Below are 23,158 nucleotides of genomic sequence, written 5' to 3' on the forward strand. Positions count from 1 at the left end.
TTTAACGCAAAAGTCTCTGGATCTGCTCGTGCAGGGTATCCAGGTCAAACGGCTTGGCCAGGATCGGTGCCTTGCGGGTGATCGGGCTGCCAGACTCGAGGATCTCGGCCGGGTAGCCACTGATGAAGATCACCTTCAGGTCTGGTCGCAATTTCACCGCGGGCTCGGCAATCTCCACGCCGGAGATACCACCCGGCAAACGGAAGTCCGTCACCATCAGGTCCAGGTGCGGTTTGCTGGCCAGGATCGCAAACGCCTGCTCGCCATCTTCGGCAACCAGCACGTGGTACCCCTCACCCGCCAGGTAATCGCGCAAAATCATGCGAATCGCCGGTTCGTCCTCGACGACCAACACCACATCTTGTGCATCTTCACTCATGTTAACGCCTTGAAATTCTTACAGTTGGCCATCAGACCCCAAGCTTACGCAGAGGTTGCCCGCGCCTGGTCGTTTTGTTCTTTGAATGTTGCCAGCGGCAATTGCAGGGTGAATGTGGCGCCCTTGCCTTCCTCGCTTTCAACGTGTATCCGTCCACCATGCGCTTGCACGATCTGCTCGGATATGTACAACCCCAGCCCCAAGCCCCCGCTGGCTTGCAGGGCAGCGACCCGTTCGAACTGCTGGAAAATGCGCTGCTGGTTGGCCGCGCTTATCCCAATGCCGTGATCCTGAACCTGCACCCAGGCCATCCCCGCTTGCTCGAACACCCGTACCTCCACCGGCTTGCGCTCGCCGTAACGCATTGCATTGGACAACAGGTTGGCCACTACTTGTTCAATCCGGAATTCGTCCCACTCACCCTTCAATGCTTCACAGCGCTGCAGTTCGATGTGGGTGTCCAGCGCCATGGCTTGCGCGGTGAAGTTTTCCACCAACCCACGCACCAGTTGACCGAGATCGAACAGCCTGGGGCGTAGCGACAATTTACCGGTGCGGATGCGTGACACATCAAGCATGTCCTCGACCAACCGGATCAGACTGTTGATCTGCCGCTCGTCGCGTTCGACCATGGCTTGCAGCTTGTCGGCGCTGAAGGCTTCCAGGTTGCCCCGTGCCAGGTGCATCTTGCGCAACTGGGTTTCCAGGATCAGGCCATTGAGCGGTGTGCGCACCTCATGTGAGACGATCGACATGAAGTCGTCACGCATGCGCACTGCATGCTCAAGCTCACCTCGCGCCACCTGTAACTGGCTGAGCAGCAGTTCCTGCTCCTGGCGGCTGTGCTCCAGGGCTTCCAATTGCCGGCCAAGCACCTTGCGCTGGCGGAACAGGTCAACAAACACCGAGACTTTGCTTTTCACTGCCAGGGTGTCGAGCGGTTTGTGCAGAAAGTCCACGGCCCCGCTCTCGTAGCCTTTGAAGGCATAATTCATCTCGCGGCCCGCCGCGCTGACGAAAACGATCGGGATATTCTTGGTCTTGTCGGTGCCGCGCATCAGCTCGGCAAGTTCGAAACCGTTCATGCCCGGCATCTGCACATCGAGGATGGCCAGCGCGAACTCGTGCTCAAGCAGCAACGACAACGCAGCTTCGGCAGACTGGGCCTGGTGCACTTCGCGGTCTTCGCCCTGGATAAGGGCATCGAGCGCCAGAAGGTTTTCCGGCAGGTCGTCGACGATCAGCAGTTTGGCGATGGTGTGGCTTAGCATGCGCTGTATTCCAAGGTCGCGAGCAGCTGCCCGATACCACTCAGAGTAAGGATATGGTCGGGCTGATGCAGGGCCAGGGCGGCCTCCGGCATCAGGGAGACCTGTGCGTCGCGAGGGTCCTGGACGATCGTGCGGCCCCCGTTGTTCTTGATATAGGAAAGCCCTCTGGCGCCGTCTTCGTTGGCACCGGTGAGCAGCACGCCAAGCAGGCCCTCGCCATAGGCATCGGCCGCCGAGATGAACAGGAAATCGATCGCTGGACGGGAGAAATGCACGGGGTCTTCCTGGCTCAGCGACAGCGTGAGGTCGTGCTCCACCGACAGGTGGTAACCCGGCCCCGCCACGTAGATCCGCCCGCTGCTGATCTGCGCCTTGTCAGCGGCCTCGCATACCGGGCGATGCAAGCGACGCTGCAGCACTTCGGCCAGTTGGCTGTGGCGGTCGTCCGGCAGGTGCAGCACGCAAAGCACAGGTATGGCGAACGCTGGCGGCAACGCGCCAAGCACCTCGAACAATGCCGCCACACCGCCCGCCGAGGCGCCGATCACCACTGCGCGTACGCCGTTCATGATTTACGGAAGATCCGTTCGGGCTTGACCAGCGGCTCGAAACGATCGCTGTAGGCCGAAAAATCCACCGACTCCTTGCTGCCCAGCACCAGGAAACCCCGATGGCAGAGCGACTCATGGAACAGCCCGAGGGCGCGGTCCTGCAGCTCTTTGTTGAAGTAGATCAGCACATTGCGGCACGACACCAGTTGGGTCTCGGAGAACACGCTGTCGGTGGCCAGGCTGTGGTCGGCGAAGGTCACGTTATCGCGCAGGCTGCTGTCCATGATGGCGTTGCCATAGGCCGCTGTGTAGTACTCGCTAAAGTCACGACGGCCGCCGGCCAGCCGGTAGTTTTCTTCGTACTCGCGCATGCTTTGCATCGAGTAGATCCCCTGCTTGGCCCTGTCCAGCGAATGCGGGTTGATGTCGGTGGCGTAGATGATGGTGCGCTCAAGCAGCCCTTCCTCACGCAACAGGATGGCCATGGAATACACCTCCTCCCCCGTGCTGCAGCCCGCGATCCATACCTTGATCGAAGGCCAGGTACGCAGCAGCGGCACCACTTCGTTGCGCACGGCAAGGAAGTGGTCAGGGTCGCGGAACATCTCGCTGACGGGGATCGTCAGGTACTGCAGCAACTGCATGAACATGCCGGGGTCGTGCAGCACGCGCTCCTGCAGCGCCGACACCGTGAGGCAATCAAACTGGCGCAGCGCATGCAGGATCCGGCGCTTGATCGAGGCGCCGGAATAGTTGCGGAAATCGTAGCTGTACTTGAGATAGATGGCCTCGATCAGCAAGCGGATTTCGATGTCGGTGTTACGTTCGCTAGTCAAATTCGCTCCAGTTGCGGCAGCCATACACGAATCAACGAGAACAAACGGTCCAGGTCAATCGGTTTGGCCAGGTAATCATTGGCGCCGGCCTGCAGGCAACGCTGCTGGTCATCCTTCATGGCCTTGGCGGTCACGGCGATGATCGGCAGTTTGCGCCAGCGCGCTTGCTGGCGGATCAACCGGGTGGCCTCGAAGCCGTCCATTTCAGGCATCATCACGTCCATCAGCACCAGGTCGATGTCATCATGCTGCTCCAGGCGCTCGATGGCCTCGCGGCCGTTACGGCCAATCTCGACGATGGCGCCCTTGTGCTCCAGGGCACTGGTCAGGGCAAAGATATTACGCACATCGTCGTCCACCAGCAGCACCTTGCGCCCCTCGAACACCTTGTCGCGGCTGCGGGCGGTCTTGAGCATGCGCTGGCGTTCGTTGGACAGCTGCGATTCTACCTTGTGCAGGAACAACGTCACTTCATCGAGCAGGCGCTCCGGCGAACGCGCGCCCTTGATGATGATCGACCGCGAGTACTTGAGTAGATCGGCTTCTTCTTCGCGGGTCAGGTTGCGCCCGGTGTACACGATCACCGGTGGGAAGGAACGGATATCCTCGGCGGTCATGCGCTTGAGCAGCTCGTTGCCGAGCATGTCCGGCAGCTTGAGGTCGATGATCATGCAGTCGTAGATGTTCTCGCGCAACAGCGCCAAGGCATCCTGAGCCATGGCCACGGCAGTGATCTCGACGTCGTCGTCGCCAATCAGCCGGGCGATGCTCTCGCGCTGCAGGTCGTCGTCCTCCACCAGCAGGATATGCTTGAGCTTTTGCGTCAGCTTGGCTTCCAGGCGCGCGAAAACTTCCTTGAGCTCCTCACGACTGGTGGGTTTTACCGCATACCCCACCGCCCCCATGTGCATGGCTGCCTCGACGCGGTCTTCCACCGAAATGATGTGCACCGGGATATGGCGGGTGCCGGCCTGCTCCTTGAGCCGCTGCAGCACGGTCAGCCCCGAGTGGTCGGGCAGGCGCATGTCCAGCAAGATCGCATCCGGTATGTATTGGGCCGCCAGCTCGAAGCCTTCGTCGGCGCCATGGGCCACCAGGCAGCTGTAGCCCAGTTCGTGCGCAAGGTCGAACAGAATGCGGGCAAAGTTTGGCTCGTCTTCGATCACCAGAATGCAACGGGAATCGAAGGGGGCATGCTCGCGGTCGTCGGCAAAGGTCGGTACCAGGCGCATGGCGGCAGCGGCCACCGGCACTTGCGGTGCTGGCGGCAACGCGTCGACGGCGGGGCGCAGGCTTTGCGGCTCGATGTCTTCGGCATCGGCGGCATAGCGTTCCGGCAAAATCAGGCTGAACACACTGCCTTGGCCTGGGCTGCTCTCGACATTGATCTGGCCACCGAGCAGATGCGCCAGGTCCCGGGAGATCGACAGACCCAGGCCAGTGCCACCATAGCGGCGGTTGCTGGTGCCATCGACCTGGTGGAAGGCGCCAAAGATCGCCTGGTGCTGATCGGCAGCAATACCGATACCGCTGTCACGCACGGCGAACACAATACCGCTGCCAGGCTGGTAGCTGACGTTCATGCTGACCTGGCCACGCTCAGTGAACTTGATGGCGTTGGACAGCAGATTCTTGAGGATCTGCTCCAGGCGCTGACGATCCGTGAACAGCGTGGCCGGCACCTGCGGCTCGATCTTGACGTCGAAGGCCAGGCCTTTGTGGCCGGCAAGCGGCTGGAACATGCCGCGCAAGCCTTCGGCCAGGCGCTCGACCTGGGTGGTCTCGGGGCGCACTTCAAGCTTGCCGGCCTCAACCTTGGCAATGTCGAGAATGTCGTTGATCAGGTTGAGCAGGTCGTTGCCTGCCGAGTAGATGGATTCGGCGAACTTGACTTGCTCCTCGCTGAGGTTGCCCTCACCGTTTTCTGCCAGCAGTTTGGCCAGGATCAACGAGCTGTTGAGCGGCGTGCGCAGCTCATGGGACATGTTGGCGAGGAATTCGGACTTGTACTTGCTCGATCGCTGCAAGTCGTCGGCGCGGGCCTGCAGCTCCAGCTGTGCCCGGCCCAGCTCTTCGTTCTTGCGGTCCAGCGCATCGGTGCGTTCCGACAACTGCTCGTTGGTCTGCTCAAGCTCAGCCTGTTGGGTCTCCAGGTGGGCCTGGGACTCCTTGAGCACCCGTGACTGCTCTTCGAGCTCTTCGTTGGCAGTCTTGAGCTCTTCCTGCTGCACCTGCAGCTCTTCATTCAGCTGCTGGGTTTCGGCCAGCACTTCCTGCAGCCGCTGACGATAACGGGCACTCTCGATCGACATGCCCAGGTTGCCGCCGACCCGTTCCAGCAGCTCTTCATCGCGCTCCTGCAGGGGGCGCAGGAAGCCCAGCTCGATCACCCCGTTGATCTGACCGTCCTCGGTGGCCGGCATCAGCAGCGCACTGCGCGGCAAGCCGTTGCCCAGGCCGGAACTGAGGCGATAGAAGTCTTCCGGCAGGTTGTCCAGGCGCAACAGGCGGCCTTCACGCACGGCCTGAGCCAACAGGCCGTCGTGGTCCAGCCTGATCTGCTCGCGCGCCTGCTCTTCGGCGCCCAGGCCATAACAGGCCACCCGGACCAGGCGGCCATGCTCATCGCGCACATACACGGCGCCCACTACACTGCCCAGATAAGAAGCAAAGAAGCGCAGGATGTTGTCACCAAGCATGGGCAAGGTCAGTTGCCCGAGCACCTGCTGAGCCAGCTGGGTCTGGCCGTTGCGCAACCAAGCCTGCTGCTCCAGGCGCTGAGCCGAGCGTTGCTGGGCCTGAAGGTTCTCATCATAGCTGGTCGACAGCGCCACCAGGTCTCGACGGCCCAGGTAAGCCAGCAAGGCGCTGAGGCCGACGATGAACAGCACGAAGGCCGAGATCGCCGTCACAGTGACAGAGCTGACCTTTTCGTTACGGGCCATGCGCAGTTGCTGTTCGGTGCTGATCAGGCCATCGAATTCCTTGCGGATTTCATCGGTGATGCGCTTGCCCCGGCCGTTGCCGATCGAGGCCTGGTAATCGCCCTGGCTACGGCGCAGGTTAATCATCTCGTTGCCGAAGTCGTTCCAGGCCTGCTGCAAAGCAATCAACCGGTCGATACGGTCGACCTGCTGCGGGTTGTCCTCCACCATGCCCCGCAGGCTTTGCAGGCTGCCGAGAATACGTGGCTTGGCCACCTCGTAGGGGTCAAGGAAACGCTCGTCACCGGTGATCAGGAAACCGCGCATGCCGGTTTCCATGTCGATCGACAGCTTGACCGCTTCGTTGGCATTGCCGATGACCCGATCGGTGTGTTCGACCCACTGCATGGCCGAAAGCAGGTAGTTGATCACCGCAACGAAGGCTACGGCCCCCAGCAGGCCCACCCCCAGGGGGAGGCCGATGTTGCGGCTCAACAGCTTGCGAAAGCTTCGCTGGTCTATCGAGGCTGCTTGAATCATGAGAAAACGCCCGAGCAAAAAAAGTCCATTGGAAAGAGTGGCGGATCAACCGTTGTTGTTATCTGCCACTGCGCCGTCCTGATAAGCGAGTCTAACCAGCTTTGACGGGTCTGGCAGGGCATTTAGCCAGTATTTGAAGGCGGTGTGCGCCAATCGTTCCATCTGATTGCAGGGATCGGTATCCTCGGGAACTTCTGTTGTCACTTGGCGCACAGATAAAAGACATTCATTTGTACAGGATCCGAACCATGCATCTTCTTGTAGTCGAAGACGACGACATCGTACGCATGCTGATGGTCGAAGTGCTCGACGAGTTGGGCTACACGGTCATTGAGGCTGAAGACGGCGAAGCCGCCCTGCAGGTGCTCGCAAACCCAAGCCAGCCGCTGGAACTGATGATGACCGATGTGGGTTTGCCGGACATGCGTGGCGATGTGCTGGCAGGCAAAGCGCGCGAGTTGCGGCCACTGCTGCCCGTGCTGTTCGCCAGTGGTTATGCCGACAGCATCAATGTGCCCGAGGGCATGCACCTGATCGGCAAGCCGTTCAGCATCGACCAGTTGCGGGACAAGGTGGTGGCCATTCTGGGTCACCCGTGAAATTGGTGTCGCCTGCTTCGCGGGCTTGCCCACTCGCACAAAGACCGCAGGGTTTCGAACGCTGTGACGGTTTTGTGGGAGCGGGTTGACCCGCGAAGAGGCCGGCACAGGGCACACAACTCACAGCTCCCTGCGCAACAAATAAGTATCCATGATCCACCCCTTACGCCGCCTCTCCTGTTCACGCACTTCCAGTATCCGCGCCTTCACCTCCTGCAACGGCCCGGCAATCAGCACTTCATCCTCGGTACCCAGGCAAGCGCCCCAGTAGATCACCAACCCCGGATCATCGAGCTGAGCAAACGCGCACTGCCCATCGAGCATCACCACCACGTTGTCGATGGGCCCATGCCCGGCCAGGCGCCGCCCTGGCAGCACGGTCAGCGGCTCGCCGATGCGGTTGAGGGGCACCTGATGACGCGCCGCCAGCGCCTGTACACTGCTGATGCCTGGAATGATCTGCAAGCGCAGCGCCACGCCGCGCTCGCGGACCAGATCGAGAATCCGCAGGGTACTGTCGTAAAGGGTCGGCTCGCCCCACAGCAGAAAGGCGCCGGTTTCCCCGTCGCCAATCTCCTGCTCGATCAGCTGGGCATACAGCGCAGCACGCTGCCGGTGCCAGTCCTGCACCGCCCCCAGGTAGTCATCTGCCTGGCCATCGCGCAGGGGGTCGGCGACCTGCACCAGGCGATAGCCACCCTCGGGGCGGTAGCGCTGCACAATGGCCTTGCGCAGGCGTACCAGCTCATCCTTGTCGCTGCCCTTGTCGAGCACGAAAAACACGCAGGCGCGGCGCAGTGCATCGACTGCTTCATAAGTGACCTGGCGCGGGTCACCCGCACCGATCCCGATCAACAACAGGTCTTTCATTGCTTTGCCCTTTGCGGGAACCAGCCGCCATTGTCAGGCGGCTACCAGTATTTGGCAAAACGCCCGCTTAGAAAACCGAGAAGTTGTAGCTGACAATCACCCGTGTTTCATCCATGTCACGCGCCCACTTTTCATAATTGCTACGGTAAGTGGAATTACGCAGGCGCACGCTGACATCCTTGAAAGTGCCACTTTGCACCTGGTACTTGAACTCGGTGTCGCGTTCCCATTCCTTGCCTTCGGCCCTGCTGCCCGGCACCTTGATATTGTCGCCATTGATGTAGCGGGTGAAGAAGGTCAGGCCGGGCACACCCAGCGCCTTGAAGTCATAGTCATAACGCACCTGCCAGGAACGCTCCTGAGCGGCGGCGAAATCGTTGACCTGAGCATAGTTGACCAGATACGGGTTGCTGCCATCCAGGTACGGCATGGCGCTGTCGCCATACATCCGCTGCCAGCCGGCACTGATCTTGTGGCCACCCAGGCTGTAGCCGAGCATGCCGCTGAAGGCGCGATGGTCGATTGCACCGGCGCGGGCATTGCCAATGTCATCACTCTTGATCAGGCGCAGGTCGGCCGACAGGCTGCCCAACGCCAACGGCTGGCTGGCCACCAGGCCGAGGAAGTGCTGGCGGTAAATATTTTCCAGCTTGGCCACCTGGTACTGGGCGCTGATTCGCTCGTTGAAGCGGTAGTCGACACCGGCCAGGTCAAAGTGGTCAGCTTCGATATCGCAGGCATAGCGCTTGTTCTTGCAGTGCACGCGGATGTCCTGGCGGTCAGTGGAATCCCGCGCGGTGTATTTGTCCAGGCGGGCCAGGGTGAACTTCAAGTCGCGCACTTCTTCAGAAGTGAGCATGGCGCCATGGAACAGGGTGGGCAGCAAGCGGCCGTCGTTGTATTTGAGCAATGGCACATCAGGCATCATCGAGCCGTATTTGAGCACGCTCTTGGACACCTTGACCTTGGCCGCCAGCCCCATCTTTGCATATTGGTCAACCGAGTGCCGCGGGTCATGACCGGAAGAAGGAAGCAGGCCACTGTTACTGTCTGCCGGACTCGAGTCCAGTTTGAAGCCGAACATGCCCAGCGCATCTACGCCAAAACCGACCGGCCCTTGGGTATAACCCGACTGCACATTAAGGATGAAACCTTGCGCCCATTCTTCCCGCTTGGAAGCGCCTTGGCTGGAACCGCTTTGGCCATCACGAAAATCCCGGTTGAAATAAACATTGCGTGCTTCGACCTTGGCACTGCTGTCTTCAAGAAATCCGGTGGCCTGGGCGTTGACGCCGGCACACAAGAGGAACAGGCCGGCAACACGGCGCCCAGGGGCGAGGGGGAAAGGGGCAAACATGCGAAGACACATCCAGAATCAAAGGCGGGACACACACTGCGGCACGAACTGGCCACGGCACTGCGACAAGGCCGAACAATCAACGGCCATCATCTGAAATGATCGCGCAACGGCGCTGGCGCGCGCCATTGGACCATGGTCTAGACGAACCGCTGGGGAACGGCAAAAAAACCGTGAAATACCGCGCGCAAAACTAGGAAAGTTCCCGCCTTACTTACAAAAGTTTGCTGTTTACCCAGTCCCGATGAATGTCTACACTCACTATCAGCGAACAGCAGACCCCACCTGCGTGGCTGGCGTTTTATGTAGTTTTAATGTTCGTCACGCCCTGCCACCACCGACGTACAGGAGTGATTACAGTGTCCAGACTTGCAGAGTTTCGTGCTGCCGAAAAAGCGCTCCAGGAGCAGATGGCGCAACTGGAGGCATTGAAAAAGGATGCCGGCCTCAAACGCGAAATCGAATTCGAGCAGAAACTAGTCGGCCTGATGAAAAGCTATGACAAGAGCCTGCGCGATATCATCGCCATCCTCGATCCCAAGGCGGTAGCCAAGACTAGCGGCCCAGCGCCCAAGCAACAGCGCCGCCCACGCGTGGTAAAGGTTTATCAAAACCCGCACACCGGCGAGCGGATCGAGACCAAGGGCGGCAACCACCGCGGCCTCAAGGCCTGGAAAGAACAGTATGGGGGCGCCACGGTGGAAAGTTGGGTACGCTGATGAAACGTCAACGCACACTTCACACTTTTTTCACAAGGGCTGGCTCAATATCGAGACAGCTAAAGGACTAGCGACCCCACGCGCCCGCACATGCGGGCCTCTAATTCCAGCGCCCTGCCCCGTGCAGGGCGCTTTCATTTGCGCAATCGGCGCACTTCCGTATCATGGCCAGCCTGTCTGTTTTGCCGGTGCCCTGCGCCCGGCCCCGTCTCAGGAGTTCCCATGAGCCTGCACGATCTGCACACCCTGCCTGGCGTCACCGCCCAACCGGATGCCGCTACCGCCCACTTCGTCTTCAACCACACCATGTTGCGCGTCAAGGATATCGAGAAGTCGCTAGACTTCTACACCCGGGTACTGGGTTTCCGCGTGGTGGACAAGCGTGACTTCCCTGAAGCCGCCTTCAGCCTGTACTTCCTTGCCCTGGTCGACCCGGCGCAGATTCCCGCTGATGACGCTGCACGCCACCAGTGGATGAAGTCGATCCCTGGCGTACTGGAGCTGACCCACAACCACGGCACCGAAAACGATGCTGAGTTTGCCTACCACAACGGCAATACCGACCCGCGCGGGTTTGGCCACATCTGCATTTCGGTGCCGGACGTGCGCGCCGCCTGTGCGCGCTTTGAAGCACTGGATGTGCCGTTCCAGAAACGCCTGCAGGACGGGCGCATGAACCACCTGGCCTTCGTCAAGGACCCGGACGGTTACTGGGTAGAAGTGATCCAGCCGACCGAGCTCAAAGGCTAAGCATTCATCGCTGTTCGCTCGTCGGGCCGGGAACTCCCGGCCCCTTGCTGTGGTATATGAAGGTAACGGCTTCACATGCCACAGCGAGGTAAGGACGATGCAATCTCTTCACTGTGAATACCGCGAGCACACCATCACCGCCAGCGTGATGCCCCACCCCGACTCCCCCCTGCCCTACGCCGCCGGCTGCCTGATTACCGCGCCCGACGGGCACACCAGCAAGCGCATGTCGATGCCGATGAAGTTTTTCTCCGACCTGGAGAACGCGCAGCATGTGTCGCTGGCCCACGGCCGCGCACTGGTCGACCAGCAGCTGGATGACGGGCACAAGGTGTTCTGACCCTTCCAAGGTTTGTACTGGCCCCTTCGCGGCTAAAGCCGCTCCCACAGGTAATCCACAGATTTCAGATGCTTTGCTGTACCTGTGGGAGCGGCTTTAGCCGCGAAGGGGCCAGCACAGGAGTAACTAGCCCTCCCGGGCGTAAGCCACTGCGGCATCCACCTGCGCCCGCGTCGGCCTGATACCCGTGTACAGCACAAACTGCTCCAGCGCTTGCAGCGCAATGACCTCCAGCCCGGTAATCACCGGCTTGCCCAACGCCTGCGCCCGGCGAATCAACGGCGTCTGCGCCGGCATCGCCACCACATCGAACACCCGCTCGGCCGCCGCTATGGCATGCTCAGAAAACGCCAGCACCTCTGCCTCCGGCCCGCCAGCCATACCGATCGGCGTCACGTTCACCAGCATCGGCGGGCAGATGTCGCCCAACTCAGCCAGCCAGCGATAACCACACACATCTGCCAGTTGCCGACCGGCCTGCTCGTTGCGCGCAACGATGATGCCTTCGGCAAAGCCTGCATCACGCAGGGCGCTGGCCACGGCCTTGGCCATGCCACCACTGCCACGCAGGGCAAAGGCGGTGCCCGGATCGACCTGATGCTGCGCCAGCAATTGGCGCACGGCCAGGTAATCGGTGTTGTAGGCCTTCAGGTGGCCACCGGTATTGACCAAGGTATTGACCGACTCGATGGCCGCCGCCGACGGGTCGATTTCATCGACCAGCGCCATACAGGCCTCCTTGTACGGCATGGACACGCCGCAGCCGCGGATACCCAAGGCGCGGATACCCGCCACCGCCGCCGGCAGGTCATCGGTGCGCATGGCCTTGTAGTAAAAGTCCAGGCCCAGCTGCTGGTACAGGTGGTTGTGAAAACGCACGCCAAAGGTGCCGGGGCGGCCGGCCAAGGAGATGCACAGCACGGTATCCCTACTGGGAGTTGTCGACATAACCTGCTCCTGTGTCAGAACTGAAACGTTTGTGCAGCGTAACAGAGGCGACCACTGGTCGTCCCTTACACAACCTTTACCGTTCCCCTGTGCTCAGCTGACAGAGACTGGAGTCATATTATCAAGGCCCCCGAACGTGGGCTTTCTCTGCGAGGTGCTCCATGATCCGTCACATTCCCGGAATCGCCCTGCTGGTCGGTGCCTTGGCCATCAGCGGGCCCGCTGCTGCTCACGGTGGCCATGGCGGCGGTGGCTGGTATGGACCGGGCCCGGTCCTGGGTGCGGCAGTGGTCGGCGCCGTGGTCGGGGCAACGGTTTATGGCGGGCGTGACCGTACTGTGTACGTTGAACGCCAGCCGGTCTATTACGGGCCGCCGCCGGTGTACGTGCAACCGCCGCCGCAACCGGTGTACTACCAGCCGTACTACGCACCGGCACCACCGCCCCCGGGCTACCGCACCTACTACGGCCCGCCACCGGTGTATTACGGACCGCCACGCTGGTAATGGTTGATAGAACTAATGACCACTATCGAGGAAGTTGATTTCAAAGTGCCCAGGCTGCTGCGTATGGTAGGGCCATGTTTCACAGGAGGTCCACATGGCCACTATCCAGATCATGTCCGTTGTCGGCAGCGCCGTTCCCACTTCACTGCGTGAACAGGGCCGGCTGGCATGCTGGTACCTGGTGCGCAACGGCGAAGCCGTAAGCGGCCCGATGCCGACCCTTGCTGCGGCGCAGGCCTTGGTTGAACAGTTGCAACCAGGCACCCTGGTCGCCTGACCCGAATTTGTTGTGCGTTGCTCCCTACGCCCTTTATGGCCCGCCGATCTGGCGGGCTTTTTTTTGCCGAAACGCCTGGCCGTTACTGTGTGGGGGGCGCATCGCGAGCAAGCTCGCTCCTACAGTTTTTTCGGGCCAGTGTTTTTTGTAGCCATAGCCAACTGGCTGGTCAGTGCCAGGACTTTGCCCTGTAGCCGGCCGACGCTTATCACCAGCTCGTTGCGTTCCCTGGCGAACTGGTCGGCTTTGGCCTCTGCCTCTCTGCGGGCATCGCGCTCAATGTCCAGCAGGTCGGTCAGTCGGCGGATGACTGCAATATCTGCACTGTCCATCGCACGCTCGGTTGCATCCCTGGATAACCACTTGCGCAGCCACAGACCTGCACCCAGTAACACAGTGCCCGTGCCGCTCAGCCAAGTGACTGTGCCCGGGCCGAAGTCGGTCGGATCCATGTGAACCTCATTACAGATGATGATGCCATGAGCCCCGGAGAAAAATGTCTCGCTGGCTTCCCTTGCTGGTGAATTTAATTTAGCCTACAGCTAACTTTGCCACAAGAGAAATTTAGCTATGCGCACATTTAGCAGCAAGCTAAACACTGGCATGCTTCGCCCTATGGACATCTACGACATTCGCAAGCACAACCTGGTCAAGCTCATCGGCAGCCAGAGAAAGGGATCCTGCGCAGAACGCTGGGGGATGGCGCCTGCACACCTCAGCCAGATCCTTTCCGACAAGACCGTGAAAAACCTGGGCGATGACGTGGCCCGCCGAATCGAGGGCATCGAAGGTTTGCCTCGGGGTTGGTTCGACGCACTGTCGGCAGGCGACCCTGGGCAGCCTTCGGTCGAAGCCGGCGACGGTAAACTTTCGGCAGCCGACCTGGTCAAGCAGATGCTTGCCAGAAGCGGCAGAGGCATCCCTGAAGAAACCCGCCAAAGGTTGCTGGCCGCTGCAGAAGAACCGCAGAATGCCACGCTGCTAAAGGCTGACCGTGTTCGCCCTGGCTTGGTCGGCGACGAAGTGTGGATTGCTCACTACGATGTGCGGGCTGCCATGGGCGGTGGCCAGATCCCTCACGACTACCCCGAGATGTTCACAGACGTCCGCGTCAGCCCCAGCCATCTGCGCGAACTGGGTGTGACGTTCACGGAGCACCATCACCTGAAGATGGTAACGGGCTGGGGCCAGTCGATGGAGCCGACCATCAAGCACCGCGACCCGCTGATCGTCGATGTCAGCATCCGCGAGTTCGTCGGCGATGGCATCTACTTTTTCTCCTGGGGCGACCATATTTACATCAAGCGACTGCAGATTGCTGATGAGGACCATTTCGAGATGATCTCCGACAATTCGCGGCACAAGGACCGCATGATCCGCCGAGAAGAGACCTACATCCAGGCCAGGGTCCTACTGGTGTGGAATGCCCACCTTGTGTAAAACGAAGCCCGCCTCTTAAGGCGGGCGTTTGCTGAGGCTCAAAATGGCGGCGCCTCCTCCATCACCTCCTCGTTGTACTGCTCGACGCTGAAGTCGTCACGTGCTTGCACGCTGGTGCGCGCCCAGCGCACCGTCACGCTCTGGTCATCGGTGAAGGTAAGGTTCAACTCGGGCGTCTCCAGCAGCAGGCCCATCACCTCGTCCCATTCCGCATCACCGTCGGTATCCAGCCGGTGCACAACCACCCAGCGCTGCGTCTGCGCCAGCGGGTGGTTGATCATCGACGACACCCGCAGGCTAAGCCGCTCTACTCCGGTCATTCCCTGGCACTGCCGGGGGACTGCGTTCACGTGCTTGAACATATTCTCATCCTGATATCTGTATGTTTGTACAGTATTCAGGGAAAGCTTATCTCACCGCCAAATCCACCGTAAACCCCTGCCACCGGAAAATTTCGCCTCCAGGCAATTTTGCCTATAGCGAAATTTATTTAGCCAATGGCTATTGACTTGAATTTAGCCCAAGGCTAATTTCGTTGCGCCAGCCACCGCAAAGCTGCTGGAACGCTTCGTCATTCAGGCCCTTTTCGTCAGGAGTTACCATGACCGTAGACATCAACGATCTCACCATCGCCACCCCGGTGGCGGTCTCCCCAAGCAACCCTGTAGCACTCGAACTCAGCGGTGCTGAAGCGATCGCCCGGTTCCCGAGTGTGGTGAAGGTCCTCAGCGATGGGTCAATCCAGCTTTCAGCCCCCACCAAGGGCGCTTCGAGCAAAAGTACCCACAGGACCCGCTGCGAATGGACAGAAACAGAAGACTGGACACTGGGAAGCGCCCAGGACCACTGGAATCGCCAGACCATGACGCTGACCAAGGTCAACGCGGCGCAAAAGGTGGTGATCGCCCAGATGCACGTGCGCGGGGATGACAGCCCGCCGGTGAAGGTGTTCTGGAACAAAGGCAACATTACTCTGGGGTTTCGGCGGACCTACAACCAGACCGACCCGGTAAACTCGACAGTACTCAAAGGTGTGCCGCTGGGTGGCAGGTTCGACGTGAGCCTCCACACCACGTCTGCAGGCGTGGTCAATGTAACAGCCAAATGCAACGGGGTATCCGGCACGTCCGGCGATCTACAGCTCGACAGCACCTGGTCTTCGCAGCTGTTCGAGTTCCACGGCGGCATCTACAACCAGGTTGACTATACCGACGCAACACCGGCCGACGACGGCTCGGTCTGCATCATCAGCGAACTCTCGCTGATTCATCGCTGAGCGACATTAGCCGGCAAAGCATCCCGATGCCCCGCCCCATCACAGATTGCATCGGGATGCCAACTGACCAAAAGCGCATGGTTGACGCGCGTGACACGCCACGCCAGTGATTAGTCTCGATGAGTCATATTGTTGCCTGCCCGCTCTCAGACTAATAATTACCTCTCTGCCTGGGGAGGCGCGAAACATGCAACCAAGATTCGTTATCGTTCCTGCTGTGCCAGTGGAAGGTGAATCCTTCCGCATCGGCAACCGGTTCTACGCCGCGACCGCTTCGGGCGGCTTCGATATCTATGACAACCAGGAGAAACAACGACTCAAGCGCGGCTATATCAACAAATCCGAGGCTGCGACTGCGTGCGGGTTGATGAACGCCGAGTCACGCAATCCCGCAGAGCAGTTCCCCATATTGCGAGCAGATTGATGGTTATACGCAGCCTGGCGAAAAACCTGCCTCCAGACCCCGACAAGGAGGGCTGGGTGCTCGGCTGGGGTGTGCTTCGGGACAAGCATCCATGGCATTTTGTCGACGTCTATGCCGACCAGAAGACAGCCCAGGTGGAGGCAGCGCGCCTCGGCGCTGGTTATGTTGTGGAGTACGGTTCACATCGCCTTGGCTCGAGTGAGTTCGTGTGCGGCATTACGCTTCCCGAAGGCTAGAGAGCAGCCCCGCCCATGAAACAGGGGCTCTAAAAGGCTTGCGGTATCATATGGCCGTGCCGTAAATTTCCCCCTCCTGTCATTCCTGCGTTGAGGAGTGGCGCTGAGGCCCAACACCATGTTGGGCTTTTTCGTTTTTGCGACAGGGCCATGGTTCAAGGTGTGCCGATTGTTGCGACTCATCAAAAGAAAGTTCTCCAGGGTGCTGCGAAAGTGGTTTGTCTACCTTGCGGTTGCAGGGCTGGCGGGCAACTACAGCCGACTGTTCGATCACCTTTCAATCTGGAAGCCGTGGCGAATTGCCAAGGGCCTGGCGGCCTACCTGATCGCATCCTGATACGCCTTTCACGCGGCGCAGGATTAAATTTCGTTCAACTTGCGCCCTTTAGTCATAAGGCATTCGACAGCAATTCAGCCATACTCCAGAGGTGTTTTTTGGATTTTGGCGGGTTCTAGAAAGTTACGGAGGCCCGTATTTACGGGCCTTCCAGCCCCTCTCGTCACCAGGCGGCTACGTTCCAAGCACAAGGTTAGGACCCATTAGCCCACATTTTTCGAAAGTGCTTTCGGGCTGCAGCTGGCAGATTTCCAGTTTTGTGCTAGATATTTTGATTCTTGATTTTTTTCAAGAGCTCTCCCCAGGGATAACGTAAGCAAGGAGCTAACAATGGGAATTGTTCAAAACGCTATTAGGGCTTTAGAGAATCACGCTGACGAAAAAGCTAAAGAAGTGAAAGCTTCTTTGCAGATGTTAGATGTACTCGCTCAAACAAAACTTTCAGAAATAAAACGACTCGTTGAAGACGACATTGCCAAATCTAAGTCTGACGCTAAGTCTGGATCGCCCACCCAGATCCCTCCAGGCCTCTACATTATGCAGGACGAGGGGACTCATGTAATGTCATCTTCTGGACCGTCGGCAGGCATCAAGAATGCTGTCGACAGTCTATTACATAGTCCGGAAGCTAAATGGCGCGATGCCTTAACCGGCTTGATAGGTACTGCACTAGACACATTAATTGGTAACTCATCAGGTGCATCAAGCAACAAAAAGCTCTATTTAATCGCACTCGATGGACATGCAGCAGATCCAGATAAAGGCATCGAAGAAACATACGTTCCCGTACGCATTGACTATTGCCTGTGGACCTACAATTTCGAAAGCTCAGGCATCTCAGATATAGCAACAAATGCTATTGCCTATTACGCACAGACGTCCCTGCTTGACTACAGCAACATCCCAAGCAATCTCCAAATCGATCAATCTCTTAAGTTGATCGGAATCCCACAAGAATATCGCAACGCCATTATTGAACAGGTTCAGAAAGAGCGCGAAGCAAAACGACCTCTCAATTTGGAGAAATATCTTAAATCCGCCTCACCAGAACTGCGCGCCTCAGCTAAAAAGCTGTATTTATCGTAAAGGTAGAGCCCCACCCCTCCGTAGGGTGGGGTCTTTACAGCCAATATTTCCAACAGCATGGTCGACATCCGGCGTACTTTTCCCAGTCTTGCTGGAGCGTGCCTAACCTGACTACATCGAACACACATGCCGAGCAAATAACCCTCAACTTTGGACGAGGGGCTATCCGACGTGTTCGAGTGGTATCGGTTGGGCTCAGTCGTGAGGAATGTACGCAAACAGGGAGCTGAGTTGATAAAGCCAGCTGAGTGGAGCGGCGGCAGATCCTTGCCCCGGGCCTTGGCCACGACGTGGAGCTTGTAATCGGAGACCGCCTGGAAGAGCGACTCAGCCAGCAGGCGCAGGCGCTCGATCTCCTCTGCAGGCGCGCCATGATCCTGCGTCTGGTGGTAACAGCGCATGGCGTCGATCGCCTTCTGAATCAGCGGCTCGCCGGCCTCAACCATCCCGATGAAAGTCCGCTCATCCATGCCTAAGCTCCAAGCAGGAATGATATGGAAAGGTTTGGTAAGTAACCAACGTTGAAGCCCCATTCAAGCGTGAAACCTCCAGAGCCAAGATTAGGCTGCTTCAAAGAAAAAACCAGCAAGCAGCCTAATGGTGTGATCACGCTAGCGCTGCACTTCAATAGCCGTGCCGGCCTTAAGGGACGAGCGTGAAATAATTTTTGCCAGCGTCAGCAGATATTTCTCTACAAGAAGGTAGCATACAATTCCGCCTAGCAGCCCAGCAGTCACAGCGCCTACCGCGTACCAGACTGCCATCGCAAGGCTGGTTATCTGCCCAAACGTCGTTACAAATAGCACATACCAGATTCGTTGAGAAATTGGATGCGACAAATACAGTGAATAAGATGCCTCCCCAAACAACAGAGCGACCCTATTGATATTTGACCGAATGTACTTCTCAATCGAGATAAATCCTGCGACTAAGAAAAACGCCGGGACGCCATATACTAAAGGCCGAGTGAATAGGGTGAAATCAGCTAATACCAGCGCCACACTACTAGCCCCAACCAATAGACTTGTCGGCAAAAAACCGATACCCACCCAGCGCTGCCTGGTGACCCCTAGCAAGACGCCAAGCAGAAATTCAATGATGATCGGGCTTGTGTAGGTTTTGCCCAATGGCCCTTCTGGAGCCAAAGCAGACCCAACAATAGCAAGTGCAACTATAACTGCAGCCAAGAACAAAAGTCTCATTCTTAGGTTTTGCAATACTAAGGAGAGACCGAATATCGCGTAAAAGAACATCTCATATGTGAGGGTCCACCCAATGGTGTATACAGGCGTGACATCACCCACATCTGGGTTTAGGGCGGGAATGAAAAACAGTGACTTAAGCAGGAATACTGGATCGACTGCGCGGGAGTTGAAAAACAAGCTTGGCATTAATAGCGCGGCAGCGACAAGCACACAGGTGAACACCCAGTATAACGGCGCCACTCTCAATATCCGCGAAACCCAGAACTCTCTTATACCTTTATTCTTACCCTCTGTGGTTACCCACATTACGAACCCGGATATAACAAAGAATATATCTACACCAAAATCACCCACCGGGTTATCGAAGTATGGTGCTACAGCAATCATCACCATGGAATGGTAGATGATAACCAGCCCAGCTGCAATGCCTCTCAAATATTGTATTCCGTAGAATTTTTCCACGCGCGCAGTCCATTGCAAGTGTATGAGATTAATTCGCCATTATCGCCAGGTACGTCGCATTTCTCAATATCTTGAGAGGCTGAAGTCTCAGATGGTTATTTTCGCCCGAGTGCGTCATAGGACGCTTCGCACTGATGACCGGCTATGCGTGCCCGGTCATAAGCCTGCGCCAACTCTCCCGCTCGTTCATCAGCCCGTGAGAGCAGCTCGGAGAGCACAATGGCGGCGCGGGTGGCTACCTCGCCTCGGGCGACAGCGGCGATATTCGCGTCTCGACGAAGTCGCCATTCATCTTCCAGCCTTCTGGCTCATCACCACACATCACCGTGCCCGAAACCGGCGGCAGGCACTTCAACCAGGCGCTAGAGGCAAAGGGGCTCAGGCACAGGCCTCAGTACAATTGCCGGCACACATATGCCACGATGTGCCTCATGTCGGGGATGAATCCAGCGTTTATTGCTGGGCAGCTTGGGCACTCGGTGCAGGTGCTTCTCTCGACCTACGCTAAGTGGTTGAATTCTGCCAACGATTGGGCGGAACTGGCGAAACTGGAAAAGAACGTAATGGGTACAGCATCGGCGCAGGATTAAATTTCGTTCACCTTGCGCCCTTTAGTCATAAGGCATTCGACAGCAATTCAGCCATACTCCAGAATGCATCGGTTTTAGGGGGAAAACCCTTGCACAGCCAACGACATACCAACTTTTAGTGAGCCTCAACGTGAAAAAATCCCTGTCCATCCTCAGCCTGCTGCTGTTGCTCACAGGTACCGCGACCCTTCCGTCGACTGCTGCTGCACAACCCCCGGCCCAAGCCCAACGAGATCCGTCCAAGTTGCATCTGGCTTCAGGCAGCGCCTTGCTGATCGACCTGAATACCAACCAGGAGTTGTATTCGAGCCACGCCGACCGCGTGGTGCCGATCGCCTCGGTCACCAAGCTGATGACGGCGATGGTGGTACTGGATGCCAAGCTGCCCATGGATGAAATGCTCACCATGACCATTGCCAACAACCCGGAAATGAAAGGCGTGTATTCCCGCGTACGCCTGGGCAGCCAACTCGATCGCCGCGAGACCCTGCTGATCACCCTCATGTCGTCGGAAAACCGTGCGGCCAACAGCCTGGCCAACGCCTACCCCGGCGGCTACCCGGCGTTCATCAAGGCGATGAATGCCAAGGCCCGCAGCCTGGGCATGGCGCATACCCGCTACGTTGAGCCGACCGGCCTGTCGACGCAGAACGTGTCCACCGCACGCGACCTGGCCAAACTGCTGATGGCCTCGCGCAAATACCCGATGCTGAGCGAGCTGTCGACCACGCGTGAGAAGACTGTGGCCTTCCGCAAGCCCAACTACACCCTGGGCTTCCGTAACACCGACCACCTGGTGAACAAGAGCAACTGGGACATCAAGCTGACCAAGACCGGCTTCACCAACGAAGCAGGGCACTGCCTGGTGCTGCTGACCCGCATGGATAACCGTCCGGTGGCCATGGTCATCCTCGACGCCTTCGGCAAGTACACCCACTTTGCCGATGCCAGCCGCATGCGTCAGTGGCTGGAGACCGGGGCCGCCAAGCCGGCACCGGCAGTGGCCATGCAGTACAAGACCGAGCGGCAGAACAAGGGGCGTGTAGCGGCCGAATAACCGCATGCCCCTGGGGCTGCACAGAACCTGTGCAGGAGCGGCCCATCGCGACGCAAGGCCGCTCCTGCAGGCGTTGCACCAGGCAGTCAGGCCGTGGCGCTGACCATCCCGCCCGAGCTGCTGCCACCCTCTTGCTGCAACAGCTCCAGCAGCTGTGCCGTGGCTGCCATGATCTGGCCGTTGATAGTGGCAATGCTTGCCTGCTTGGCGCCCACCGCAGCGGCCTTGGCCGCTTCATCCATCTTGCTGTTCTGCAGCGCAGCCAACTGCTTCTGCTCCTCGACCAGTTGCTTCTGCAGATCCTTGATCAGCTGACGCAGCTCGGAGACGGCCTCTGACTCACCACTGTCTTCACTGTCCGCAGGTTGCGCCTGGCTACCCGCTGAAACTTTCATGCTGTCGCTACTGATGCTCAAGGGGCCCAGCGCCTCACCGGCCTGCTTTGCCTGTTCGCGTTCGTTGGCTGCGTTGGCGCTCAGCGTCTGCGCTGAAACGCCATTGATCATGAGGTTGCTAGCCGTAATTGCGCTCATCTCGATTCCCTGGCTGAAAGATAGGTCCTTGCCGTAACCACCCTATCGGCCATCCCTGGCAGTTCTTTAGCCCGCTTAAATTCCCCCGCGACTGGCTCGTTCCAACACATGTACTTGCGCAGGAGCCGGAGCGCCGGCGGGCGTCCAATTTCGACCATTCAGGGAATCGCAGCCATGAGCCAGTCCTCACAGCAGGAAACCATCAAAGATCTGATCGGCGTGGGCTTCGGCCCTTCCAACCTGGCCTTGGCCATTGCCCTGGAAGAACTCGCCGAGTCCCAGGGCCATGCCCTCGACGCGCTGTTCATCGACAAGCAGCAGGACTACCGCTGGCACGGCGAAACCCTTGCCACCCAGAGCGAGCTGCAGATTTCGTTCCTCAAGGACCTGGTGTCGTTGCGCAACCCCACCAGCCCCTACAGCTTCGTCAACTACCTGCACCAGAAGCAGCGCCTGGCCGACTTCATCAACCTCGGCACCTTCTACCCCTGCCGCCTGGAGTACAACGACTACCTGCGCTGGGCCGCCGACCATTTCGCCACCCAGGCGGTATATGGCCAGGAAGTGCTGCGCATCGAACCAGAGGTGAATGCCGGCCGGGTCGAGCACCTGCGCCTGGTCTCGCGCGACGCCCAAGGCCGCGAATACAGCCGCCGCACCCGCTCGGTGGTGGTCGGCAGCGGCGGCACGCCAAAAATCCCGGAAAAGTTTGGTGCCTTCAAGGACGACCCGCGGGTTTTCCATCACTCCCAATACCTGAGCAGCCTCAACAAGCTGCCGTGCACCGCCGGCAAACCCATGCGCATCGCGGTGATCGGGTCGGGGCAAAGCGCCGCCGAGGCGTTCATTGATCTGAACGACAGCTACCCGTCGGTCAAGGTCGACATGATCCTGCGTGGGTCGGCCCTCAAACCCGCCGACGACAGCCCGTTCGTCAACGAAATCTTCTCACCGGACTACACCGACCTGGTCTACAACGAACCGGCCGACCAGCGCAGCAAACTGCTGGGCGAATACCACAACACCAACTACTCGGTGGTCGACCTTAACCTGATCGAGCGCATCTACGGCATCCTGTACCGGCAGAAGGTCGCCCACCAGCACCGTCACAACGTGCTGTGCCGCCGCCAGGTCGAAGCCGTGGTGGCCACCCGCGACGGCCTGGAACTGACCCTGCGCGACCTTGCCACCGGCCAGCAGCAAACCCACCGCTACGACGCCGTGATCCTCGCCACCGGCTACGAGCGCCGCTCGCACCGTGACCTGCTGGCACCGCTTGCCGGTTACCTGGACGATTTCAGTGTTGACCGCAACTACCGCGTACTGGCAAGCCCCGACCTGCAGGCGTCGGTTTACTTGCAAGGGTTCTGCGAGAACAGCCACGGCCTGAGCGACACCCTGCTCTCGGTGCTGCCGGCCCGCGCTGCGGAAATTGGCCGGGCGCTGTACCAGGACCTGGCGCAGTTGCACGGCAAACCGCAACCGGCCGTGGCCATGACCCACGCCTGACCCCGCTGCTGCATGCCTTCAAAGCCGGCCTGACGCCTCGCGCACAGGCCGGCTTTGCGCTTAGAAACATTTGCTTGCATTTAAAACGGCAGGTTTTCAATTCTCATTCGTCCTTATCAGTACAGCCCTCTTTGGT

General features: G+C 58.9%; 27 protein-coding genes and 2 pseudogenes. 15 read left to right on the plus strand and 14 right to left on the minus strand.

The window, feature by feature from the left end; genetic code table 11:
* Position 1 precedes the first annotated feature (1 nt).
* From AC07XM_RS09410 to AC07XM_RS09430, 5 genes are read right to left on the minus strand one after another with little or no spacing between them, the layout of a single operon-like run.
* On the minus strand, positions 2 to 379 hold the full coding sequence (locus AC07XM_RS09410) for a response regulator (RefSeq protein ID WP_016487624.1): 378 nt from the start codon (positions 377 to 379) through the stop codon (positions 2 to 4).
* A gap of 44 nt (positions 380 to 423) precedes the next feature.
* Positions 424 to 1,650, minus strand: a complete 1,227-nt coding sequence (locus AC07XM_RS09415; protein WP_016487625.1) for a hybrid sensor histidine kinase/response regulator — start codon at positions 1,648 to 1,650, stop codon at positions 424 to 426.
* On the minus strand, positions 1,644 to 2,219 hold the full coding sequence (locus AC07XM_RS09420) for a chemotaxis protein CheB (RefSeq protein ID WP_016487626.1): 576 nt from the start codon (positions 2,217 to 2,219) through the stop codon (positions 1,644 to 1,646). The genes AC07XM_RS09415 and AC07XM_RS09420 overlap by 7 nt, the downstream gene beginning before the upstream one ends.
* Complete coding sequence (locus AC07XM_RS09425; RefSeq protein ID WP_016487627.1) at positions 2,216 to 3,037, minus strand: CheR family methyltransferase; 822 nt, start codon at positions 3,035 to 3,037, stop codon at positions 2,216 to 2,218. Before AC07XM_RS09425 ends, AC07XM_RS09420 begins: the two co-directional genes overlap by 4 nt.
* The gene (locus AC07XM_RS09430) at positions 3,034 to 6,501 is read right to left on the minus strand and encodes a response regulator (protein ID WP_102689038.1); all 3,468 of its coding nucleotides are present in this window, start codon (positions 6,499 to 6,501) and stop codon (positions 3,034 to 3,036) included. The genes AC07XM_RS09425 and AC07XM_RS09430 overlap by 4 nt, the downstream gene beginning before the upstream one ends.
* Before the next feature lie 248 nt (positions 6,502 to 6,749).
* On the opposite strand from AC07XM_RS09430, the gene AC07XM_RS09435 reads away from it, so the two are divergent.
* Positions 6,750 to 7,100, plus strand: coding sequence for a response regulator (locus tag AC07XM_RS09435; RefSeq protein WP_016487629.1), 351 nt, complete (start codon positions 6,750 to 6,752; stop codon positions 7,098 to 7,100).
* Positions 7,101 to 7,220: 120 nt separating this feature from the next.
* On the opposite strand, the gene cobF is transcribed toward AC07XM_RS09435, so the two are convergent.
* Both cobF and AC07XM_RS09445 read right to left on the minus strand, forming a co-directional pair.
* Positions 7,221 to 7,970, minus strand: coding sequence for a precorrin-6A synthase (deacetylating) (gene cobF / locus AC07XM_RS09440; RefSeq protein ID WP_016487630.1), 750 nt, complete (start codon positions 7,968 to 7,970; stop codon positions 7,221 to 7,223).
* A 67-nt stretch (positions 7,971 to 8,037) separates the two neighbouring features.
* Positions 8,038 to 9,327 carry an OprD family porin gene (locus tag AC07XM_RS09445; RefSeq protein ID WP_016487631.1) on the minus strand — a complete coding sequence of 430 codons (1,290 nt, stop codon included), beginning with the start codon at positions 9,325 to 9,327 and terminating at the stop codon, positions 8,038 to 8,040.
* A 359-nt stretch (positions 9,328 to 9,686) separates the two neighbouring features.
* Here AC07XM_RS09445 and AC07XM_RS09450 point away from each other — a divergent pair, with 359 nt between their 5' ends.
* The 3 genes from AC07XM_RS09450 (at position 9,687) to AC07XM_RS09460 (ending at position 11,136) form a co-directional block, all read left to right on the plus strand.
* Positions 9,687 to 10,046: a histone-like nucleoid-structuring protein, MvaT/MvaU family gene (locus AC07XM_RS09450; RefSeq protein WP_016487632.1), complete on the plus strand. Its 360-nt coding sequence runs from the start codon at positions 9,687 to 9,689 to the stop codon at positions 10,044 to 10,046.
* A 222-nt stretch (positions 10,047 to 10,268) separates the two neighbouring features.
* The gene (gene gloA / locus AC07XM_RS09455; protein WP_023048589.1) at positions 10,269 to 10,796 is read left to right on the plus strand and encodes a lactoylglutathione lyase; all 528 of its coding nucleotides are present in this window, start codon (positions 10,269 to 10,271) and stop codon (positions 10,794 to 10,796) included.
* Between the two features lie 97 nt (positions 10,797 to 10,893).
* Positions 10,894 to 11,136, plus strand: a complete 243-nt coding sequence (locus AC07XM_RS09460) for a hypothetical protein (RefSeq protein ID WP_016487634.1) — start codon at positions 10,894 to 10,896, stop codon at positions 11,134 to 11,136.
* Between the two features lie 126 nt (positions 11,137 to 11,262).
* On the opposite strand, the gene AC07XM_RS09465 is transcribed toward AC07XM_RS09460, so the two are convergent.
* Positions 11,263 to 12,084 carry a shikimate 5-dehydrogenase gene (locus tag AC07XM_RS09465; protein ID WP_016487635.1) on the minus strand — a complete coding sequence of 274 codons (822 nt, stop codon included), beginning with the start codon at positions 12,082 to 12,084 and terminating at the stop codon, positions 11,263 to 11,265.
* Between the two features lie 161 nt (positions 12,085 to 12,245).
* Here AC07XM_RS09465 and AC07XM_RS09470 point away from each other — a divergent pair, with 161 nt between their 5' ends.
* Both AC07XM_RS09470 and AC07XM_RS09475 read left to right on the plus strand, forming a co-directional pair.
* Entirely contained in the window at positions 12,246 to 12,590 is a 345-nt protein-coding gene (locus AC07XM_RS09470) for a hypothetical protein (RefSeq protein WP_016487636.1), read from the plus strand.
* A 94-nt stretch (positions 12,591 to 12,684) separates the two neighbouring features.
* Positions 12,685 to 12,867 carry a hypothetical protein gene (locus AC07XM_RS09475; protein WP_016487637.1) on the plus strand — a complete coding sequence of 61 codons (183 nt, stop codon included), beginning with the start codon at positions 12,685 to 12,687 and terminating at the stop codon, positions 12,865 to 12,867.
* Between the two features lie 119 nt (positions 12,868 to 12,986).
* Here AC07XM_RS09475 and AC07XM_RS09480 read toward each other — a convergent pair whose 3' ends face one another.
* Entirely contained in the window at positions 12,987 to 13,319 is a 333-nt protein-coding gene (locus AC07XM_RS09480; RefSeq protein ID WP_023048806.1) for a chemotaxis protein, read from the minus strand.
* A gap of 163 nt (positions 13,320 to 13,482) precedes the next feature.
* Here AC07XM_RS09480 and AC07XM_RS09485 point away from each other — a divergent pair, with 163 nt between their 5' ends.
* Complete coding sequence (locus AC07XM_RS09485; protein ID WP_016487639.1) at positions 13,483 to 14,307, plus strand: S24 family peptidase; 825 nt, start codon at positions 13,483 to 13,485, stop codon at positions 14,305 to 14,307.
* Positions 14,308 to 14,345: 38 nt separating this feature from the next.
* Here the strand turns inward: AC07XM_RS09485 and AC07XM_RS09490 are convergent, their stop codons facing one another.
* Positions 14,346 to 14,669, minus strand: a complete 324-nt coding sequence (locus tag AC07XM_RS09490; RefSeq protein ID WP_102689039.1) for a DUF1654 domain-containing protein — start codon at positions 14,667 to 14,669, stop codon at positions 14,346 to 14,348.
* Between the two features lie 239 nt (positions 14,670 to 14,908).
* Here AC07XM_RS09490 and AC07XM_RS09495 point away from each other — a divergent pair, with 239 nt between their 5' ends.
* The 5 genes from AC07XM_RS09495 to AC07XM_RS09515 all read left to right on the plus strand — a co-directional run bounded on the left by AC07XM_RS09495 (position 14,909) and on the right by AC07XM_RS09515 (position 17,666).
* On the plus strand, positions 14,909 to 15,583 hold the full coding sequence (locus AC07XM_RS09495) for a polysaccharide lyase family 7 protein (RefSeq protein WP_023048808.1): 675 nt from the start codon (positions 14,909 to 14,911) through the stop codon (positions 15,581 to 15,583).
* Between the two features lie 187 nt (positions 15,584 to 15,770).
* Positions 15,771 to 16,007, plus strand: coding sequence for a hypothetical protein (locus AC07XM_RS09500; protein ID WP_016487642.1), 237 nt, complete (start codon positions 15,771 to 15,773; stop codon positions 16,005 to 16,007).
* Positions 16,007 to 16,243, plus strand: coding sequence for a hypothetical protein (locus tag AC07XM_RS09505; RefSeq protein ID WP_016487643.1), 237 nt, complete (start codon positions 16,007 to 16,009; stop codon positions 16,241 to 16,243). Before AC07XM_RS09500 ends, AC07XM_RS09505 begins: the two co-directional genes overlap by 1 nt.
* Before the next feature lie 169 nt (positions 16,244 to 16,412).
* Positions 16,413 to 16,580, plus strand: a complete 168-nt coding sequence (locus AC07XM_RS09510; RefSeq protein ID WP_156343155.1) for a hypothetical protein — start codon at positions 16,413 to 16,415, stop codon at positions 16,578 to 16,580.
* Between the two features lie 330 nt (positions 16,581 to 16,910).
* On the plus strand, positions 16,911 to 17,666 hold the full coding sequence (locus tag AC07XM_RS09515) for a hypothetical protein (protein WP_143499755.1): 756 nt from the start codon (positions 16,911 to 16,913) through the stop codon (positions 17,664 to 17,666).
* 248 nt (positions 17,667 to 17,914) lie between these two features.
* On the opposite strand, the pseudogene AC07XM_RS09520 reads toward AC07XM_RS09515, so the two are convergent.
* The 3 genes and pseudogenes from AC07XM_RS09520 to AC07XM_RS09530 all read right to left on the minus strand — a co-directional run.
* Positions 17,915 to 18,136, minus strand: a pseudogene (locus tag AC07XM_RS09520) (hypothetical protein); the annotation flags it as partial.
* Between the two features lie 141 nt (positions 18,137 to 18,277).
* A complete protein-coding gene (locus AC07XM_RS09525) occupies positions 18,278 to 19,333 on the minus strand; it encodes an acyltransferase family protein (protein ID WP_102689040.1) in 1,056 nt (351 codons plus the stop codon).
* A 95-nt stretch (positions 19,334 to 19,428) separates the two neighbouring features.
* Positions 19,429 to 19,593, minus strand: a pseudogene (locus AC07XM_RS09530) (DUF2514 family protein); the annotation flags it as partial.
* A gap of 171 nt (positions 19,594 to 19,764) precedes the next feature.
* Here AC07XM_RS09530 and AC07XM_RS09535 point away from each other — a divergent pair.
* Together AC07XM_RS09535 and pbpG are read left to right on the plus strand one after the other, a co-directional pair.
* Positions 19,765 to 19,923: a hypothetical protein gene (locus AC07XM_RS09535; protein ID WP_016487647.1), complete on the plus strand. Its 159-nt coding sequence runs from the start codon at positions 19,765 to 19,767 to the stop codon at positions 19,921 to 19,923.
* Positions 19,924 to 20,053: 130 nt separating this feature from the next.
* Positions 20,054 to 20,980 carry a D-alanyl-D-alanine endopeptidase gene (gene pbpG, locus AC07XM_RS09540; RefSeq protein WP_016487648.1) on the plus strand — a complete coding sequence of 309 codons (927 nt, stop codon included), beginning with the start codon at positions 20,054 to 20,056 and terminating at the stop codon, positions 20,978 to 20,980.
* 86 nt (positions 20,981 to 21,066) lie between these two features.
* On the opposite strand, the gene AC07XM_RS09545 is transcribed toward pbpG, so the two are convergent.
* Positions 21,067 to 21,513, minus strand: coding sequence for a hypothetical protein (locus AC07XM_RS09545; RefSeq protein ID WP_016487649.1), 447 nt, complete (start codon positions 21,511 to 21,513; stop codon positions 21,067 to 21,069).
* A 174-nt stretch (positions 21,514 to 21,687) separates the two neighbouring features.
* Here AC07XM_RS09545 and AC07XM_RS09550 point away from each other — a divergent pair, with 174 nt between their 5' ends.
* Entirely contained in the window at positions 21,688 to 23,022 is a 1,335-nt protein-coding gene (locus AC07XM_RS09550; protein ID WP_016487650.1) for a lysine N(6)-hydroxylase/L-ornithine N(5)-oxygenase family protein, read from the plus strand.
* Positions 23,023 to 23,158 lie beyond the last annotated feature (136 nt).

The sequence above is a fragment of the Pseudomonas sp. GW460-LB5 genome (assembly GCF_059423245.1).